The 15,219-nt window shown below is 58.9% G+C and carries 19 protein-coding genes; 13 read left to right on the plus strand and 6 right to left on the minus strand.

The genetic code is table 11. From position 1 onward, the window contains the following. The first annotated feature begins 21 nt into the window (after positions 1–21). Positions 22–1,200 (plus strand): acetyl-CoA C-acyltransferase FadA, encoded by a 1,179-nt coding sequence (gene fadA, locus HW452_RS15425; RefSeq protein WP_224106989.1) that lies wholly within the window; start codon positions 22–24, stop codon positions 1,198–1,200. A 75-nt stretch (positions 1,201–1,275) separates the two neighbouring features. On the opposite strand, the gene HW452_RS15430 is transcribed toward fadA, so the two are convergent. Further along, entirely contained in the window at positions 1,276–1,737 is a 462-nt protein-coding gene (locus tag HW452_RS15430) for a flavodoxin family protein (RefSeq protein ID WP_224106990.1), read from the minus strand. A 74-nt stretch (positions 1,738–1,811) separates the two neighbouring features. On the opposite strand from HW452_RS15430, the gene HW452_RS15435 reads away from it, so the two are divergent. From HW452_RS15435 to HW452_RS15485, 11 genes are all read left to right on the plus strand, one after another. Continuing rightward, a complete protein-coding gene (locus tag HW452_RS15435; RefSeq protein ID WP_224106991.1) occupies positions 1,812–2,183 on the plus strand; it encodes a thiol-disulfide oxidoreductase DCC family protein in 372 nt (123 codons plus the stop codon). Between the two features lie 59 nt (positions 2,184–2,242). Next, complete coding sequence (locus HW452_RS15440; protein WP_224106992.1) at positions 2,243–2,761, plus strand: hypothetical protein; 519 nt, start codon at positions 2,243–2,245, stop codon at positions 2,759–2,761. A gap of 87 nt (positions 2,762–2,848) precedes the next feature. Beyond that, on the plus strand, positions 2,849–3,325 hold the full coding sequence (locus tag HW452_RS15445; protein ID WP_224106993.1) for a YbhB/YbcL family Raf kinase inhibitor-like protein: 477 nt from the start codon (positions 2,849–2,851) through the stop codon (positions 3,323–3,325). A gap of 75 nt (positions 3,326–3,400) precedes the next feature. Next, the gene (locus HW452_RS15450; RefSeq protein WP_224106994.1) at positions 3,401–3,742 is read left to right on the plus strand and encodes a zinc ribbon domain-containing protein YjdM; all 342 of its coding nucleotides are present in this window, start codon (positions 3,401–3,403) and stop codon (positions 3,740–3,742) included. Between the two features lie 249 nt (positions 3,743–3,991). After that, a complete protein-coding gene (locus HW452_RS15455) occupies positions 3,992–4,456 on the plus strand; it encodes an SUF system Fe-S cluster assembly regulator (protein ID WP_224106995.1) in 465 nt (154 codons plus the stop codon). Positions 4,457–4,529: 73 nt separating this feature from the next. Then, positions 4,530–5,972, plus strand: coding sequence for a Fe-S cluster assembly protein SufB (sufB, locus tag HW452_RS15460; RefSeq protein ID WP_224106996.1), 1,443 nt, complete (start codon positions 4,530–4,532; stop codon positions 5,970–5,972). 90 nt (positions 5,973–6,062) lie between these two features. Next, positions 6,063–6,812: a Fe-S cluster assembly ATPase SufC gene (gene sufC / locus HW452_RS15465; RefSeq protein WP_224106997.1), complete on the plus strand. Its 750-nt coding sequence runs from the start codon at positions 6,063–6,065 to the stop codon at positions 6,810–6,812. Continuing rightward, the gene (gene sufD / locus HW452_RS15470) at positions 6,809–8,152 is read left to right on the plus strand and encodes a Fe-S cluster assembly protein SufD (RefSeq protein ID WP_224106998.1); all 1,344 of its coding nucleotides are present in this window, start codon (positions 6,809–6,811) and stop codon (positions 8,150–8,152) included. Before sufC ends, sufD begins: the two co-directional genes overlap by 4 nt. Positions 8,153–8,177: 25 nt before the next feature. Continuing rightward, a complete protein-coding gene (locus HW452_RS15475; protein WP_224106999.1) occupies positions 8,178–9,443 on the plus strand; it encodes a cysteine desulfurase in 1,266 nt (421 codons plus the stop codon). A gap of 8 nt (positions 9,444–9,451) precedes the next feature. Further along, positions 9,452–10,021, plus strand: coding sequence for a putative Fe-S cluster assembly protein SufT (gene sufT / locus HW452_RS15480; protein ID WP_224107000.1), 570 nt, complete (start codon positions 9,452–9,454; stop codon positions 10,019–10,021). 18 nt (positions 10,022–10,039) lie between these two features. Beyond that, positions 10,040–10,831, plus strand: coding sequence for a SanA/YdcF family protein (locus HW452_RS15485; protein ID WP_224107001.1), 792 nt, complete (start codon positions 10,040–10,042; stop codon positions 10,829–10,831). A gap of 4 nt (positions 10,832–10,835) precedes the next feature. On the opposite strand, the gene HW452_RS15490 is transcribed toward HW452_RS15485, so the two are convergent. From HW452_RS15490 to HW452_RS15505, 4 genes are all read right to left on the minus strand, one after another. Further along, positions 10,836–11,282 (minus strand): hypothetical protein, encoded by a 447-nt coding sequence (locus HW452_RS15490; protein ID WP_224107002.1) that lies wholly within the window; start codon positions 11,280–11,282, stop codon positions 10,836–10,838. Between the two features lie 88 nt (positions 11,283–11,370). After that, the gene (gene rimK / locus HW452_RS15495; RefSeq protein WP_224107003.1) at positions 11,371–12,279 is read right to left on the minus strand and encodes a 30S ribosomal protein S6--L-glutamate ligase; all 909 of its coding nucleotides are present in this window, start codon (positions 12,277–12,279) and stop codon (positions 11,371–11,373) included. A 40-nt stretch (positions 12,280–12,319) separates the two neighbouring features. After that, positions 12,320–12,760, minus strand: coding sequence for an ATP-dependent zinc protease family protein (locus HW452_RS15500; RefSeq protein WP_224107004.1), 441 nt, complete (start codon positions 12,758–12,760; stop codon positions 12,320–12,322). Positions 12,761–12,800: 40 nt separating this feature from the next. Then, on the minus strand, positions 12,801–13,835 hold the full coding sequence (locus tag HW452_RS15505) for a DUF3549 family protein (protein ID WP_224107005.1): 1,035 nt from the start codon (positions 13,833–13,835) through the stop codon (positions 12,801–12,803). A gap of 285 nt (positions 13,836–14,120) precedes the next feature. Here HW452_RS15505 and HW452_RS15510 point away from each other — a divergent pair, with 285 nt between their 5' ends. Next, positions 14,121–14,453, plus strand: a complete 333-nt coding sequence (locus HW452_RS15510; RefSeq protein ID WP_224107006.1) for a YqcC family protein — start codon at positions 14,121–14,123, stop codon at positions 14,451–14,453. A 96-nt stretch (positions 14,454–14,549) separates the two neighbouring features. Here the strand turns inward: HW452_RS15510 and HW452_RS15515 are convergent, their stop codons facing one another. Next, positions 14,550–15,176: an OmpW/AlkL family protein gene (locus HW452_RS15515; RefSeq protein WP_224107007.1), complete on the minus strand. Its 627-nt coding sequence runs from the start codon at positions 15,174–15,176 to the stop codon at positions 14,550–14,552. Between the last annotated feature and the right edge of the window lie 43 nt (positions 15,177–15,219).

The following is a 15,219-nucleotide window of genomic DNA, read 5'->3' on the forward strand; positions in this document are numbered from 1 at the left end:
ACCGCGAACAGGAGCAATACGATGAGTTTGAATTCCCGAGATATCGTGGTGGTCGACGGTGTACGTACCGCCATGGCAAAAGCCAAGAATGGTGCATTTCGCAACGTACGAGCGGAAAATCTGTCCGCGGCGGTCATGCAAGCGCTGTTTACCCGCAACCCGAATCTGGACCCTGGCGAAGTGGACGATGTGATCTGGGGGTGTGTCAATCAGACCCTCGAACAGTCCATGAACATTGCCCGTAATGCGGCCATCATGACCGGCATTCCACGTTCGGTGCCCGCCCAGACGGTCAATCGACTGTGCGGCTCATCAATGACTGCGCTGCATATCGCTGCAGCCAACATCAAGGCGGGCATGGGTGATTTCTATGTGATCGGTGGTGTCGAGCACATGGAGCACGTCCCCATGGCGCACGGGGTGGACGTCAACCCGGCCATCAGCAAGTACGCCGCCAAGGCGTCCATGATGATGGGGTTGACCGCGGAGCTTCTGGGCAAGATGCACGGCATCACCCGTGAGGACCAGGACGCGTTTGGCGTACGCTCTCACCAGCGTGCCCAGGCAGCGATGGAGAAGGGGTACTTCGACCACGAAATCATCGGGGTGGAAGGCCATGACCAGCGCGGCTTCAAGGTGATGGTGAAAAATGACGAAGTCATTCGCGCCGATGCCAGTCTCGAGTCCATGGCACAGCTCAAGCCGGTATTCGACCCACGAAGCGGCACGGTGTCGGCAGGCACCTCTTCCGCGCTTTCGGTCGGCGCCTCGGCCATGGCCGTCATGAGCTACGAGCGTGCTCAGGCGCTGGGCCTCGAGCCGATCGCTCGCGTACTCTCGACCGGGGTGGCTGGCTGCGATGCGTCCATCATGGGCTACGGCCCGGTACCTGCCTCGAAGAAAGCGCTCAAGGCGGCCGGTCTCTCATCCGGCGATATCCAGACCGTCGAACTCAACGAAGCCTTTGCCGCGCAGAGTCTCCCTGTGCTGAAGGATCTGGGCTTTCTGGACGCCATGGATGAAAAGGTCAACCTGCACGGTGGTGCGATTGCGCTCGGCCATCCGCTGGGCTGCTCGGGCTCGCGTATCTGCACCACGCTGCTGAATGTGATGCAGCAGCAGAATACCACGCTGGGGCTTGCCACCATGTGTATCGGCATGGGGCAGGGGGTAGCGACGGTGTTCGAGCGGCTTAAATAGCGCTGGTAGCAAATCCTGTCGCAGTGAAACGGCATCCTTCGGGATGCCGTTTTCTATTGTTCGGGGCAAGAGTGTCTAGAACAGGCCGTTGTCCAGCCCTGCGGCCATGTACATCCCAAGCTCCTCGGCCTGCTCGATAAACGTCTCATCCCATGTGCCGCGCAGTATCAGCGGCGCCTGTGCCCAGCGCCAGCCAAGCCCCGTGACGATGCTCTCGATGCCACGCTGTGTGCCCGTGCCGTCATGCCCTGCCCGCACGTATAATCCGCAGGGCAGGCCCTGCGTGCGATCACACAGTGCGTAGAAGCTTCGATCAAAGAAATCCTTCAGGGCGCCGCTCATGTAACCCAGGTTCTCCGGCGTGCCCAGCAAGATGGCGTCGCAAGCCAGCACGTCCTGTGGGCCTGCCTCGAACGGGTTCATGACGCGGCAGGTAACCATCTCGATAGCCTGGTGGTTCGCCCCACGCTCGACGGCCTGGCGAAGCGCGAGCGTGTTGGAAGAGGGCGCATGGGCTACGATCAGCAGCTGTTTCATGGTAAACCTTGGTGTTGTTTGCGTCGTGCAGATGAAGTGCCAAACTGGATAGATGTCACCTACCCTGAGCCTATATGTCGACTCACGCTTGTATCAAGGTATATTACGACGCGGTCTGCCCTAGCTGCCGCAGGGATCGTCGGCGTTACGCGCGCTGGGCTGGTGAGCGCGCGAGCGATATTCAGTGGTGTGATGTAAGCGAGCATCACGATGAACTACGGGCCAGGGGCGTGGCACCCGATGAGGCGCTCAAATCACTGCATCTAGCGCTGCCCGATGGGCGTCTTGTGCAAGGGATCGATGCTTATCGAGTGTTGATGGCGCGCGTGGCATTGCTGCGCCCGATCGCCTGGCTGATCGGGTTGCCACTGGTCAAGCCGGCGCTGCGGGCGCTTTACGATGGTTGGGTGAAACGGCGCTTGAAACAGCAGGGCCGTTGGTCTTGAAAAAGTGCAAAGTGCATAGAGGGTATTGGAGCATGACGACGCAGCAAGCAGTAAGGTATATGTTGATTGCAGGGTGCATGGCCCTGGCCGGCTGCGCAGGTCATCAGCCCGAACGTACACCGTCTGCCAGTACGGCTGAACCGGCAGCGGCGCCTGCATCGGTCGCTACGCCAGCGGGTTACCCTACCACGGGGACGGCAACCGACTGGGTGCCGCCGCTTTATACAAGCCCTGAGGAGGAGGCTTATTACTACGTCAGCCGACTGGCAGATCGACGGTTCGTGTCAACCTACGGTGATCGTGCCAATCCGCGGATCTGGTATCTTGCTGCCGAGCGGCTGGGCGAGATTGGCATGCCCGCCGTCCCTCTGCTGTTTGCCCGCCTGGATACACAGGATGATTACGAACTGATGCTGGCGCTCTACGCGCTGCAGCTGGCTACCCAGGACCCGCTGCTGATGGCACGAACCGGTGGGAATTACGTGCAGCTACCCAGCGTTCTGAACGCTTCGAACAATGCTGACAATGTGCAGGTTGCCCGTCAGTGGTGGCAGCAGTACGCAGGTTATCTGGATTAATCTTTCCGGGCAGTATTGCTACGCTGTAGGGTGTCTTTACCAGACGTAGATATTTGACTTGTGATTGGCTCAATCAAGGAGGCCTTTATGGCATTTGCGCTCTCTTCCATGCAGGTAACCAGCACAGCATTTGGTCAGCTCGAGGCCATTCCTGCCCGTTACACCGGTGAAGGTGATGACGTTTCCCCGCCGCTTGCCTGGCACGGCGTGCCCGAAGGCACCAAAGGCTTTGCCGTCATCTGTCATGATCCGGATGCACCGCTGGTCAAGGAGGGCCGCTACGGTTTCGTGCACTGGATGCTATACAACTTGCCAGGCGATATCACCGGCCTGGACGAGAATACGCCCATGGGTACGGCGGGCCGCAATGATTTCGACAAGCCGGGCTACGGCGGTCCCATGCCGCCGGAAGGTCACGGCAAGCACCTTTACTACTTTCTTGTGCTGGCGCTGGATCACCAGACCTCACTCCCTGAAGGGCTGAGCGTGGCCGAGCTTCTCGAAGAGGTGGAGCCCCACTTGCTGGGTATTGACCGGTTGGTCGGCTTTTATCAGCGCAACTGAAGCTCCCGGCGCTGGACATTTGGCGCAGGGCGTGTAGGCTCCATCGCTTTCCAATGACCTGCGATGGAGCCGTCCATGAACGAACTGCCCAACTGTCCTGCCTGTACCTCCAGCTTTACCTACGATGATGGTCTGCAATACGTGTGCCCCGAGTGCGGTCATGAGTGGTCGAAAACGGCTGAAGCGGATGCATCGGATGAGGCTTTGAGCGTGCGTGATGCCAACGGCAACCCGCTATTCGACGGTGACAGCGTAACGGTCATCAAGGATCTGAAGGTCAAGGGCAGCTCGCTGGTGGTCAAGGTGGGTACCAAGGTGAAGAGTATCCGCCTGGTCGAAGGTGATCATGATATCGACTGCAAGATAGAGGGGATTGGCCCCATGAAGCTCAAATCCCAGTTCGTCAAGAAAGCGTGAAACCGGCAGATACTGCCCGTTCACAGCCTGTCCCGAAAGGACAGGCTTTTTTTATGCGAGCAAGCCAATAAAAGTTTTAAATGATAATGATTGGCATTTTTGATGGTATCTGCGTCGAACGTGCGCGGATCGAGGGCGATTTGCCAATGATTTCGCGAAAGGGCTTCACATCGATTTTATACAGGACTAAAATGGTACCCAATTGATACGCACGCCAGCACGATGATTGACTGGCCAAGGGGGGTCCATATGCTCAAGCTTTCCCGGCTGACAGATTACGCCGCTGTCGTGATGGCCCAGATCGCCCGTCATCCGCAGGCTTCACATGCTGCCGCGGATTTGGCTGAAACCGTGCAGTTGCCGCATCCAACGGTCAGCAAGACGCTCAAGATGCTGGTCAAGGCAGGTCTTTTAACCTCCCAGCGCGGCGCACAGGGTGGCTACCGGCTCGCTCGGTCGGCCTCGCAGATTACCGCTGCCGATATCATTTCGGCCATTGAAGGCCCGGTGGCGATGACCGAATGCAGTCAGGCCCAGGGGGAGTGCGAGCTGGCGGCCACTTGCGGCGTGGCAGACAACTGGCAGCGTGTATCGCTTGCCATCCGCACGCTGCTGGAGAGCGTGACCCTGGCCCATCTGGCCGCGTCTACGCCGATCAAGCTGCCCGTGCAACTGCCGATCCAATCTATCAGCCTGTCGGCGGTGTCAGCGTAAAACCGGATGACCAGGCAATTTATCCCTATTGACGGCGAGAGTACTCGCCACCAACTGCCCGGAGGGTAACACCATGGCAAGCGAAGAAATGGAACAGTTGGTTCGTCGCGAATACAAAGATGGTTTCGTAACCGACATTGAAAGCGACACCCTTCCACCCGGTCTGGACGAGAATACCATTGCGTTCATTTCCAAAAAGAAGGGCGAGCCGGAATGGATGCTTGAATGGCGTCTCGACGCCTACCGCCAGTGGCTGAAGATGAAAGAGCCTTCCTGGGCGCATCTTGACTATCCGCCGATCGATTATCAGGAAATCTCCTACTACAGTGCTCCAAAGCGTCCTGAAGACCGTCCGCAAAGCCTGGATGAAGTGGACCCCAAGCTGCTGGAAACCTACGAAAAACTGGGTATTCCGCTGCACGAGCGTGCAGCGCTTGCCGGGGTTGCCGTGGATGCGGTATTCGACTCGGTATCCGTGGCCACCACGTTCAAGAAGGAGCTTGCCGAGGCGGGCGTCATCTTCTGCTCCATTTCCGAGGCAATTCGCGATTACCCGGAGCTGATCAAGCAGTATCTAGGGACCGTGGTACCGGTAGCGGATAACTATTTCGCCGCCCTCAACTCGGCGGTCTTTACCGACGGCTCCTTCGTATTCGTACCTGAAGGCGTTACCTGCCCGATGGAGCTGTCCACCTATTTTCGTATCAACGCTGCCAATACCGGACAGTTCGAGCGTACCTTGATCGTGTGCGAAAGCCGCGCCCAGGTTTCCTATCTCGAGGGCTGCACCGCGCCCATGCGCGATGAAAACCAGCTGCACGCCGCCGTTGTCGAGCTGGTAGCGCTGGACGATGCCTATATCAAGTACTCCACCGTTCAGAACTGGTACCCCGGTGATGAAGAGGGCAAGGGTGGTATCTACAACTTTGTGACCAAGCGTGGCGACTGCCGCGGCGAGCGTTCGCGCATCAGCTGGACCCAGGTGGAAACCGGCTCGGCGATCACCTGGAAGTACCCCTCCTGCGTACTGCGCGGCAAGGACAGCATCGGCGAGTTCTACTCCGTTGCCGTTACCAACGGCCGCCAGCAGGCGGATACCGGCACGAAGATGATCCATATCGGTGAAGGCACGCGCTCTTATATCGTGGCAAAAGGGATTTCGGCGGGTAAAAGCGACCAGTCCTACCGCGGTCTGGTCAAGATTGGCCCGCGTGCCAAGGGCGCGCGTAACTTTACCCAGTGCGACTCGCTGCTGATTGGCGACACCTGTGGCGCGCATACCTTTCCTTATCAGGAGATCGGCAACAGCACGGCGACCATCGAGCACGAGGCAACCACCTCGAAGATCGGTGAAGATCAGCTGTTCTACTGCCGCAGCCGGGGGATCAGCGAGGAAGACGCCGTCAGCATGATCGTCAACGGCTTCTGCAAGGATGTCTTCCAGGAGCTGCCCATGGAGTTTGCGGTCGAGGCCGAAGCACTGCTGAATGTGACGCTTGAAGGCGCGGTGGGTTAAGCGTTTAACCGGTTTTTACAACAGGTTTTTACAACACTACTTTGATTAGCGTCGCACCAGCGACTCGCCAGAATTGGAAGGTTGATAACTATGCTGCAAGTTACTGATTTACATGTCACCGTTGAAGACAAAGAGATTCTCAAGGGTCTGACCCTGACCATCAATGCCGGTGAAGTACACGCCATCATGGGCCCCAACGGCGCGGGTAAATCGACCCTGTCAGCGGTGATTGCCGGCAAGGATGGCTACGAAGTCACCCAGGGCAGCATCACGTTCGAAGGCCAGGATGTACTGGAAATGGAGATCGAGGAGCGCGCCCAGGCGGGCCTGCTGCTGGGTTTCCAGTACCCGGTCGAAATCCCGGGCGTCAAGAACATCTATCTGCTGAAATCCGCGCTTAACGCTCAGCGCAAGGCCCAGGGCCTTGACGACATACCGGCGCCGGATTTCATGAAGCTGGTGAAAGAGAAGCTTGGTTTCATGAAGATGGACGCCAGCTTTTTGCAGCGTGCCGTCAACGAAGGCTTCTCCGGTGGTGAAAAGAAGCGCAACGAGATCCTGCAGATGCTGGTACTCCAGCCCAAGCTCGCCATGCTCGACGAAATCGATTCCGGCCTGGATATCGACGCCATGAAGGTCGTGGCCGATGGCGTCAACAGTCTGCGCGCTGAAGAGCGGGCGATTCTGCTGGTCACCCACTACCAGCGTCTGCTCGATTACATCGTGCCGGACAAGGTGCACGTTCTGGTAGACGGTCGCATCGTCAAGACCGGTGACGCCGAGCTTGCCAAACAGCTAGAGGCCAACGGATACGAAGGTATCGAGGAGTCCGCGGCATGAGTGATACGCAAACCTTTCTGGACACGCTGAAAACGCGCAGCCAGCAGCGTGAAACGGAGCCTTCATGGATCGCGGCACGCCGCCAGGCGGGCGCTGCGCGCTTTGAAGCGCTCGGGTTTCCGACCCGTCGCGATGAAGAGTGGAAATACACCGACGTGCGCAGCATCGCCCAGGGCAACTTCGCCCTGACCGACAATGCGGATTTTTCGCCGGCCCAGGCCGCCGCGCTGACGCTGCCCCTCGATGCCTACCGGCTGACGTTCGTGGATGGCGTCTATGCACCGGCGCTCTCGGATCTTGACGCGCTGCCTGACACTGTGCACGTGCTGCCGCTCTCCAAGGCGCTGAGCGAAAACCACGAAGCGGTCGGCGGCCCGCTGGGGCGTTTGACGGGGGTGGATTTCTCTCCTTTCGCGGCGCTCAACACCGCGTTTATGGAAGAGGGTGCCGTGGTGCGTATCGCCCCCGGTGCGGTGATCGAAAAGCCCATCCTGCTGCAGTTCCTCTCCCGGGCCAACGCCACGGCGGTGATGAGCCATCCGCGTATTCTTGTCGAGGCAGGCGGGCGCAGTGAAGCGACCCTGATCGAGCACTACTGCGGCGATCTGGAGGCAGCCAACTTCACCAATGTCGTCGGCGAGTTCATGCTGGACCGTGGCGCCATTCTGAATCACTACAAGCTGCAGGAAGCGCCGCTCAATGACATGCACGTGGCCAGCATGCATGTCGAGCAGGGCCGCGACACGCGCTACACCTCCTATAACCTGAATCTGGGCGGTGCGCTGGTGCGCAATGACCTGATCAGTGACCTGAACGGGCAGGGCGCCGAAACCAACTTCTTCGGTCTGTTCTTCGGTCAGGGTCGCCAGCACGTGGATAACCACACCAAGGTCAACCACAATGCGCCGCTGACGTTCTCCAACGAGAACTACAAGGGCATTCTGGATGACCGCGCTCACGGCGTCTTCAACGGCAAGGTGTACGTCAAGCGCGACAGCCAGAAGATCGAAGGCTTCCAGAGCAACCAGAACCTGCTGCTCTCGGATCGCGCTCAGATCGATGCCAAGCCTGAACTCGAGATCTATGCCGATGACGTGAAGTGTTCTCACGGCACCACTACCGGCCAACTGGATGAAGAGGCGATCTACGCGCTGCGTACTCGCGGCATTGATGAGGCGACCGCGCGTGGGCTTCTGACCCTGGCGTTTGCCGGCGAAGTGCTGGAGAAGGTGACGCTGGACGCCGTGGCCGAGCGGGTAGAGCTTGCCGTTGCCGGCAAGCTGCCCGAGCGTTTCAATCTGGCCGGGCTGGTGGAAACCGCCGTCGCGCTTAACGACTAGGCCTTTGCCTGTAAAGGAGTGAATCATGCCCTCGACTGTCCTTGAAAAGGCCAACGCGTTTGCCCAGGCGCCCTATGACGTGCTGGCGCTGCGTCAGGATTTCCCGATCCTTGATCGGGAGGTCCACGGCAAGCCGCTTGTCTATCTGGACAATGCGGCGACCAGCCAGACCCCGCGGCAGGTGATCGAGGTCTTCAACGCTTACTACTCGCGCTGCAACGCCAATATCCACCGGGGGCTGCATACGCTGGCTGATGAAGCAACGGCGGCCTTCGAGGGCACGCGTCACAAGGTCAAGGCATTTCTCAACGCAGAGGATGCACGACAGATCATCTTCACCCGCGGTACTACCGAGGCCATCAATCTGGTCGCCCAGACCTGGGGACGTACCCACCTGGGCGCGGGCGATGAAGTGCTGATTTCAATGCTCGAGCACCATTCCAACATCGTGCCCTGGCAGTTGCTGGCCGCCGAACGTGGGTTCAGCATCAAGGTCATTCCGGTAGACGAGCACGGTGCGCTGGATATGCAGGCCTACCGTGAGCTGCTAAACGAGCGCACCAGACTGGTGGCCGTGAACCATGTTTCCAACGCCTTGGGTACCATCAACCCGGTAAAAGAGATGGCGGCGTTGGCGCATCAGCAAGGTGCCTTGATATTGGTAGACGGAGCGCAGGCCACGCCACACCAGGCGGTAGATGTACAGGCCATCGATGCTGACTTCTACGCCTTTTCGGGGCACAAGGTTTACGGACCCACCGGCGTTGGCGCGCTCTACGGCAAGAAGGCGCTGCTAGAGGCCATGCCACCCTGGCAAGGCGGTGGTGAGATGATCAAGACCGTCTCGTTCGATGCGGGCACCACCTTTGCGGGCATCCCGCACAAGTTTGAAGCGGGTACGCCGGCAATCGCCGAAGTAGTCGCCCTGGGGCGCGCCCTTGAATGGTTGCAAGAGGTAGGCGTGGGCGCGATTGGGCAGTGGGAAAACGTGCTGCTTGAGCATGCCACGCATGCGGTCTCGTCCATTGATGGCTTGCGCATTCTGGGAACGGCGCCTGACAAGGCGGGGGTACTCTCGTTTGTGGTGGAGGGCGCGCATTCCCAGGATATCGGCTTGCTGATCGACCAGCTGGGTGTGGCGATTCGCACCGGCCATCACTGCGCTCAGCCGCTGCTGCATCATTTTGGTGTGGATGCCACGTGTCGTGCGTCATTTGCCGCGTATAATACCCTTGATGAGGTGGATACCTTCGTGGAAGCTCTCAATCGGGTCATTGGTATGGTGCGTTAAGGAATCCTATGAATATCGAGCAAGTCGCAAGCCTTGAGCGAGGACAGAAACTGCCGCTTCAGCGTGATGTCGAGGCGATTGCGATTCCGTTTGGCAAGACGGAAACCCTGGCCGAAGATAGCGTGGTCAGCGTTATGCAGGCGAAGGGCAGCTCGGTCAGCGTTGGTCATGAAGGGCGTCTGTACCTGGTGGAAGGGCGCAACCTGGACGCGCTGGGCCTTGAATCGCTGCCGCGCCCGACCCTGCATGAGGACGCCAGCGAAGAAGAGATCGAGCAGTTCGTGTGGGATCAGTTGCGCACCTGCTTCGACCCGGAAATTCCGGTCAACATCGTGGACCTTGGGCTGGTGTATGGCTGCCGGATCGAGCGTCTGATCAGCGGTGAGCGCATGGTTACCATTCGCATGACCCTGACAGCCCCGGGCTGCGGCATGGGGGATGTGATCGCCGCTGATGCCCGCAACAAGATTCTGGGGGCGCCGCAGATCAATAAGGTACATACCGAAATCGTCTTCAGTCCTCCCTGGAGTCGTGACATGATGAGCGATGAGGCAAAACTTGAGCTTGGCATGTTCTAAGCGCCATTGGGCTGCAAGATGCACAACGTGCTGTTGATCTGGGCAAGGCGTCTGTTGATGTCGCTAGGAGCGTTACTGCTGCTGGCGGCATTGCTGTTTTTGGCCGGTAATTTATGGGTATTGGCGACCACGGCGCGCTATATCGACAAGCAGGTGCTTGAGTGCCGGCCAGCCGATGTGGGCATCGTGTTCGGTACCTCGCACTGGACACGCAGCGGGCTGCGTAACCCGCATTTTCACGCGCGCATGCGCACCTCCGCCTCGCTGATTGCCGAATCGCGCGTATCGCATCTGCTTCTTTCCGGGGATAACCGGACTCAGGCCTATAACGAGCCCCGTGCCATGTGGCGCGACCTGCACCGGCGCGGTGTGCCCGCCCAGAAACTCACCATGGATTTCGCCGGGTTCAGTACCTACGACACCCTGGTGCGAGCTCGCGACGTGTTTCAACTCGAAAAAGCGCTTTTAGTGACTCAGAGCTGGCATCTACCGCGCGCCGTCTTTATCGGCCGTGCCCTGGGCATGGAGGTAACCGGATGTGTAGCGGAAGATAAGCCCGCAGCAGGAGAATGGCGCTTGAGAATGCGCGAATGGGCTGCTCGGGTGGCAACGCTCGGCGATATCTACGTCTGGTCCCGAAAACCTTATTTTCTGGGCCCGGCCGAGCCGATCGAGCTTGACAAGGTGCTGGAGGATGCCGAGCCGGCCGTCATGCCGACGCTATACCCTCTCCCTGCAGGGGAACTCGAGGTGCATGAGTCCATGGTAGATGAACGCGAGCAAAGCGAGCCCGGAACAGGCAGCCCCTGAGCCATCAGCGGTGCGGCTTGCGTTTTTGCAAGGCGTAGAGTTCACGAATCAGCTGGCGGCATCCCTGCATGCACTCATCTACCACCGGTTCGATGGGGTCGGGCAGCGGGTGGGTGAAAAGGGTGGACAGCGCCTGCATCAACACACGTTCCTGCTCCAGAAGCTCGTTGATCAATACCTGGCTGTCGTTACCGACAAAGCTCTTCAGCCGGCTCCAGAGCCACAGGAAGTCATCGCGCTCGACATCAGCATCGCGGGGTAGCATCTTCAGGTGCGCACGGGCAAGTTCCTGCAGCTTGCGCATCTGTTTCAGGCGGGCCGTATAGTGGGGTTTCAGCGCATCGCGCAGCGATGGGCGCAGGCGTTCGATATTGTCCTGGAAATAATCAATGCTGTCGGCCAGCGCTTCCAGCACGCTGTCCATCGCCACTTGGCGATTGTCGAGAAACATGAGCGTCTACCTCCTTCGGTGACGCAGATTGTGGGGGTGGCAGCGACGATTTGCCACCCCTAATGCGGATTATTTTTCGGTTTTGCTCTTAGCCTTTAGGCTTGGGGGGCGCTTTGCGCATGGGGGAGGCGTTCTTCTCGATATGCTCGATGATCATGCCCGCGATATCCTTGCCCGTGGAACTCTCGATGCCTTGCAGGCCGGGCGAGGAGTTGACCTCCATGATGACCGGACCGTGATTGGAGCGCAAAAGATCCACCCCGGCAACGCTCAGCCCCATGGCCTTGGCGGCACGAATTGCCGTCGAGCGCTCCTCGGGAGTAATCCGGATGACGCTGGCGGTTCCGCCACGATGCAGATTGGAGCGAAATTCGCCTTCGGCGGCCTGACGCTTCATCGAAGCCACCACCTTGTCACCGATCACGAAGCAGCGAATATCGGCGCCACGCGCCTCCTTGATGTACTCCTGCACCATGATATTGGTCTTCATGCCCATGAAGGCCTGAATGACCGACTCCGCCGCCTGATTGGTTTCCGCCAGTACCACACCGATGCCCTGGGTCCCCTCCAGAAGCTTGATGACCAGCGGTGCCCCCTTGACCATGGTGATCAGGTCGGGAATATCGTCAGGGGAGTGGGCGAAGCCGGTAATGGGAAGCCCGAGTCCCTTGCGCGAAAGCAGCTGCAGCGAGCGCAGCTTGTCTCGCGAGCGAGTAATGGCCACCGAGTCGTTGATCACGTAGGTGCCCATCATTTCAAACTGACGCAGCACCGCGCAGCCGTAAAACGTGACCGAGGCGCCAATACGTGGAATGACCGCATCGAACGGCTCGATCTCCTGGCCCTTGTAATGAATCGAGGGGTGATGCGAGGCGATGCTCATGTAGCAGCGCAACGTATCCACCACGCGCGCCGTATGCCCGCGCGTCTCGGCCGCCTCGATAAGGCGTCGCGTGGAGTACAGGTTGCGATTACGAGAAAGAAGAGCGATGTGCATTCAGGACTCCGGGCCAAATAAAGGACTGATCATTGTTGAGTTAAGGCTCGCCATGGAGAAATGCGGCGCCTGGAGCAACCAGCAGGCGGCGCATGGCGCGGCGTCCAAGTAACATGGGATGACGCATATTGCTGCGATCGGTCAGGGTCAGCTCAACGAAGAAGTTCAACTGGCCCATCTGCATGGGTGTGCGAATCACGTAGCGCCACTCGCTGTGCCCGTTTGAACTGGTGACTCGACGCCGGTCATGAAGATGCAGCTTGAGACGGTGTTCAGGCGTTGCTGGCCCGCCACTGTGAGTAATGAAGCTCACCCAGAGCTGGCCCTGTTCATCTTCATGAGTTTCAATGCTTTCGGCATGCAGCGCTGACGTCCGGGCACCCGTGTCTGCTTTACAGCATAGGTGAAGACCCAGTTCAGGCAACGTCACCATTTCACGGCGGCCAATGACCGCTTTAGCCTGATAGGGGAGTTCCTTCACGATACACTCCTTCCTTGCAATTCGTTGAACATGTCCAGGGTCAGCGTTTGGCCGCCTGCGTCATGGCGGCGAGCCTGCGTCGCACAGCCGAGCCTTCCGGGGCGTCGCGCAGTGCCAGCATGACAGGCAGACGCAGACGGGGAATCAGAGCGATATCGCGAACCACGCTGGCAAAGTTGGTGCGTTCGTCTTCAGCCAGGCGATCAAGAAAAAGCGGCAGCCGGTTCGCATCTTCGAGCAGTGGCCAGCCCCGTCCGGCAATGGCTGCCAGAACATCAGGGCCGCAGGCATGCGGATCCTCCAGCAGGCTCGAGTACCACGTGGCAACGTCTGAGGAGTCAGAGCTTCCCACTGCACGAATGCAGGCGCACAGTGTTTCCATGTCGCCTTCATCCGCTGCTTGTTCACCGCGCAGGCGAAGCGCCGCTACCAGCGCCGGGGCAAGCGCCTGATGCTCTAAACAGTAGCAGAGTGAATGGACAACGCCAGCAGGCAGTGCAGCAAGCCTTGATGCCAGTACCTCTGCCTGCTCGGCGTCCAGGCGCACCGCGTAATCGGCGATCCCCTGCAGCCCCAGGGCCTGCCAGTCGATGGCCTGTTGACCGGTCAGGTAGGCATCGACCGGTTCGAAGTGCTGGCTTGCCGGCAGCTCACGCTCGCGGGTGGCATGTGCGTTCAGCATCGCCTGGAAGGTCACGCTGGGTGTAAACGCGAGCGGATTATCCTTCATAAAGTGATCCGCGTCTTTAGCGTTTTGACCTATCGTGGAAACATTTTTACCCAGTGTTTCCATGAGTCGATTCAGAAAGCCATCGCGCTGGGCGGGGGAGAGGAGCCCCTGCTCATCCAAGGGCAGCGCCAAAAACCAGATGGCAGGCTCTGGCATGTCGCCCAGGGTGAATATGGCGGCCAGGCGCGCCTGACCTTGCCAGGGTTCGGGCCATGGACGTTGGCCCTGTTCGAATTCGGCGAGTATCTGGCGTGAAAGAGGCGCCACGCGACGGCCCATATGGTAGAGCGAAACGTCAGCGCCGCTGCGTGTAAAGAATTCTTCAATGGTCTGAATTGGTTGCATGATGTCCTTCCGCATTGCAAGTTTGCACTCTACCTTGCCCCTTTCCCGGTGTCAGCCGAAATGGCTGATAAATCCTTGCCTTGTCTGGTGAGCGATCAAAAATTGAGCAACCTTGCGAAAACCTTCTGAGAGTAGCGTTAGCGAGACCTTTCCATAGTTTATCCACAGGCTCTTGCAGGTTTTCTGTGAATCTGTGAGTAAGGATCTTCTGACTGGGTATAAGTGGCAACTCGGCTGCAGAGTTGGGATAATGGAGCAACCGAAAACGATCTGATCAAGGTGTCTATGAGCGTCCATCAACAGCTTCAAACCGCACTCATCGAGCTTGAAGCCGCCATGAAGGCCGCCAATCTGTGGCGTGTCCCGACTCCCGACCCCAGTGCTTTTGCAAGCCATGAGCCATTTTGCATCGATACCATGTCGCTGCCCCAATGGGTACGCTTCGTGTTCGTCGCTCGGCTCAACGCGCTTGTAGACGCGCAAGCGCCCATGCCCGCCAAGTGTGATGTTGCCCCGGCCATGGTCGCCTACATGACGCAGGAGAAGGTGCGCGCCAGCGACCAGGTGCTGGTAGCGCGCGCTTTTGAAAGGGTCGACCAGCTGGTGACCGATAACTAGACGATGAAGTAATCGGGCCTACGCTTGCAGGCCCGGTTGCACAAAACGTGCAGTGCGTTTTGACAAAAACGGTCGCTTGTCAAAAACGATCGCTTGTCAAAAACGGTAGCTTAGCCCGCCCATGACCACGATCGGGTCGATATCCACAGAACCCGCGGCTTCGCCATTGATAGTGGCATCGGTGTTGATATCCAGATACCAGGCGGCGGCGTTCAGCGCCCAGTGATCGTCGATGACCAGGTCAACGCCTACCTGACCGGCTGCGCCCCAGGAATTGTCAAGGTCTAGCTCGCCAATGGCCAGGTGCTCACTCGAGAAGCGCGTGTAGTTGATGCCTGCGCCAACGTAGGGCTGCACGCGGGACTCGGTACCACCCAGCGGGTAGTACTGAAGTGTCAGCGTTGGCGGAAGATGCTTGGTAGACGCAAGGTTATCCCCATTGAGCTCGATGTCATGCTCGAACGGGCGGGCAGCCAGTAGCTCCAGGCCCAGCTTGTCGTGGAAACGATAACCAAGGGTAAAGGCAAAGTCGGTCTTGTCCTGCACATCGACTGAAAAAGCGCCGTCGGCGAGCGTGCCGTTGTCACTTTTAGGCGATACCTTGGCGACCCCCACACGGGTAAAGAAATCACCCGCACCGTAGGCGAGAGCCTGTGTGCTGGTCAGCAGTGACGCGGCGGCAATGCCGGTGACGAGTAAAGTAGGCAGTGATGGGTGGCGCATAGCGTTGCTCCTTCCGTCAGCATGATTCCGGTGAATGATGTAA

Origin of the sequence: Vreelandella aquamarina, from assembly GCF_020075495.1 — a bacterium.
In the GTDB taxonomy this organism is placed as follows: domain Bacteria; phylum Pseudomonadota; class Gammaproteobacteria; order Pseudomonadales; family Halomonadaceae; genus Vreelandella; species Vreelandella aquamarina_A.

Bases quoted from the DNA above. Each gene is read 5' to 3' on its own strand.
- fadA (WP_224106989.1), top strand. From the start codon at position 22: ATGAGTTTGAATTCCCGAGATATCGTGGTGGTCGACGGTGTACGTACC.
- HW452_RS15430 (WP_224106990.1), bottom strand. From the start codon at position 1,737: ATGAAACAGCTGCTGATCGTAGCCCATGCGCCCTCTTCCAACACGCTC.
- HW452_RS15435 (WP_224106991.1), top strand. From the start codon at position 1,812: ATGTCGACTCACGCTTGTATCAAGGTATATTACGACGCGGTCTGCCCT.
- HW452_RS15440 (WP_224106992.1), top strand. From the start codon at position 2,243: ATGTTGATTGCAGGGTGCATGGCCCTGGCCGGCTGCGCAGGTCATCAG.
- HW452_RS15445 (WP_224106993.1), top strand. From the start codon at position 2,849: ATGGCATTTGCGCTCTCTTCCATGCAGGTAACCAGCACAGCATTTGGT.
- HW452_RS15450 (WP_224106994.1), top strand. From the start codon at position 3,401: ATGAACGAACTGCCCAACTGTCCTGCCTGTACCTCCAGCTTTACCTAC.
- HW452_RS15455 (WP_224106995.1), top strand. From the start codon at position 3,992: ATGCTCAAGCTTTCCCGGCTGACAGATTACGCCGCTGTCGTGATGGCC.
- sufB (WP_224106996.1), top strand. From the start codon at position 4,530: ATGGCAAGCGAAGAAATGGAACAGTTGGTTCGTCGCGAATACAAAGAT.
- sufC (WP_224106997.1), top strand. From the start codon at position 6,063: ATGCTGCAAGTTACTGATTTACATGTCACCGTTGAAGACAAAGAGATT.
- sufD (WP_224106998.1), top strand. From the start codon at position 6,809: ATGAGTGATACGCAAACCTTTCTGGACACGCTGAAAACGCGCAGCCAG.
- HW452_RS15475 (WP_224106999.1), top strand. From the start codon at position 8,178: ATGCCCTCGACTGTCCTTGAAAAGGCCAACGCGTTTGCCCAGGCGCCC.
- sufT (WP_224107000.1), top strand. From the start codon at position 9,452: ATGAATATCGAGCAAGTCGCAAGCCTTGAGCGAGGACAGAAACTGCCG.
- HW452_RS15485 (WP_224107001.1), top strand. From the start codon at position 10,040: ATGCACAACGTGCTGTTGATCTGGGCAAGGCGTCTGTTGATGTCGCTA.
- HW452_RS15490 (WP_224107002.1), bottom strand. From the start codon at position 11,282: ATGTTTCTCGACAATCGCCAAGTGGCGATGGACAGCGTGCTGGAAGCG.
- rimK (WP_224107003.1), bottom strand. From the start codon at position 12,279: ATGCACATCGCTCTTCTTTCTCGTAATCGCAACCTGTACTCCACGCGA.
- HW452_RS15505 (WP_224107005.1), bottom strand. From the start codon at position 13,835: ATGCAACCAATTCAGACCATTGAAGAATTCTTTACACGCAGCGGCGCT.
- HW452_RS15510 (WP_224107006.1), top strand. From the start codon at position 14,121: ATGAGCGTCCATCAACAGCTTCAAACCGCACTCATCGAGCTTGAAGCC.
- HW452_RS15515 (WP_224107007.1), bottom strand. From the start codon at position 15,176: ATGCGCCACCCATCACTGCCTACTTTACTCGTCACCGGCATTGCCGCC.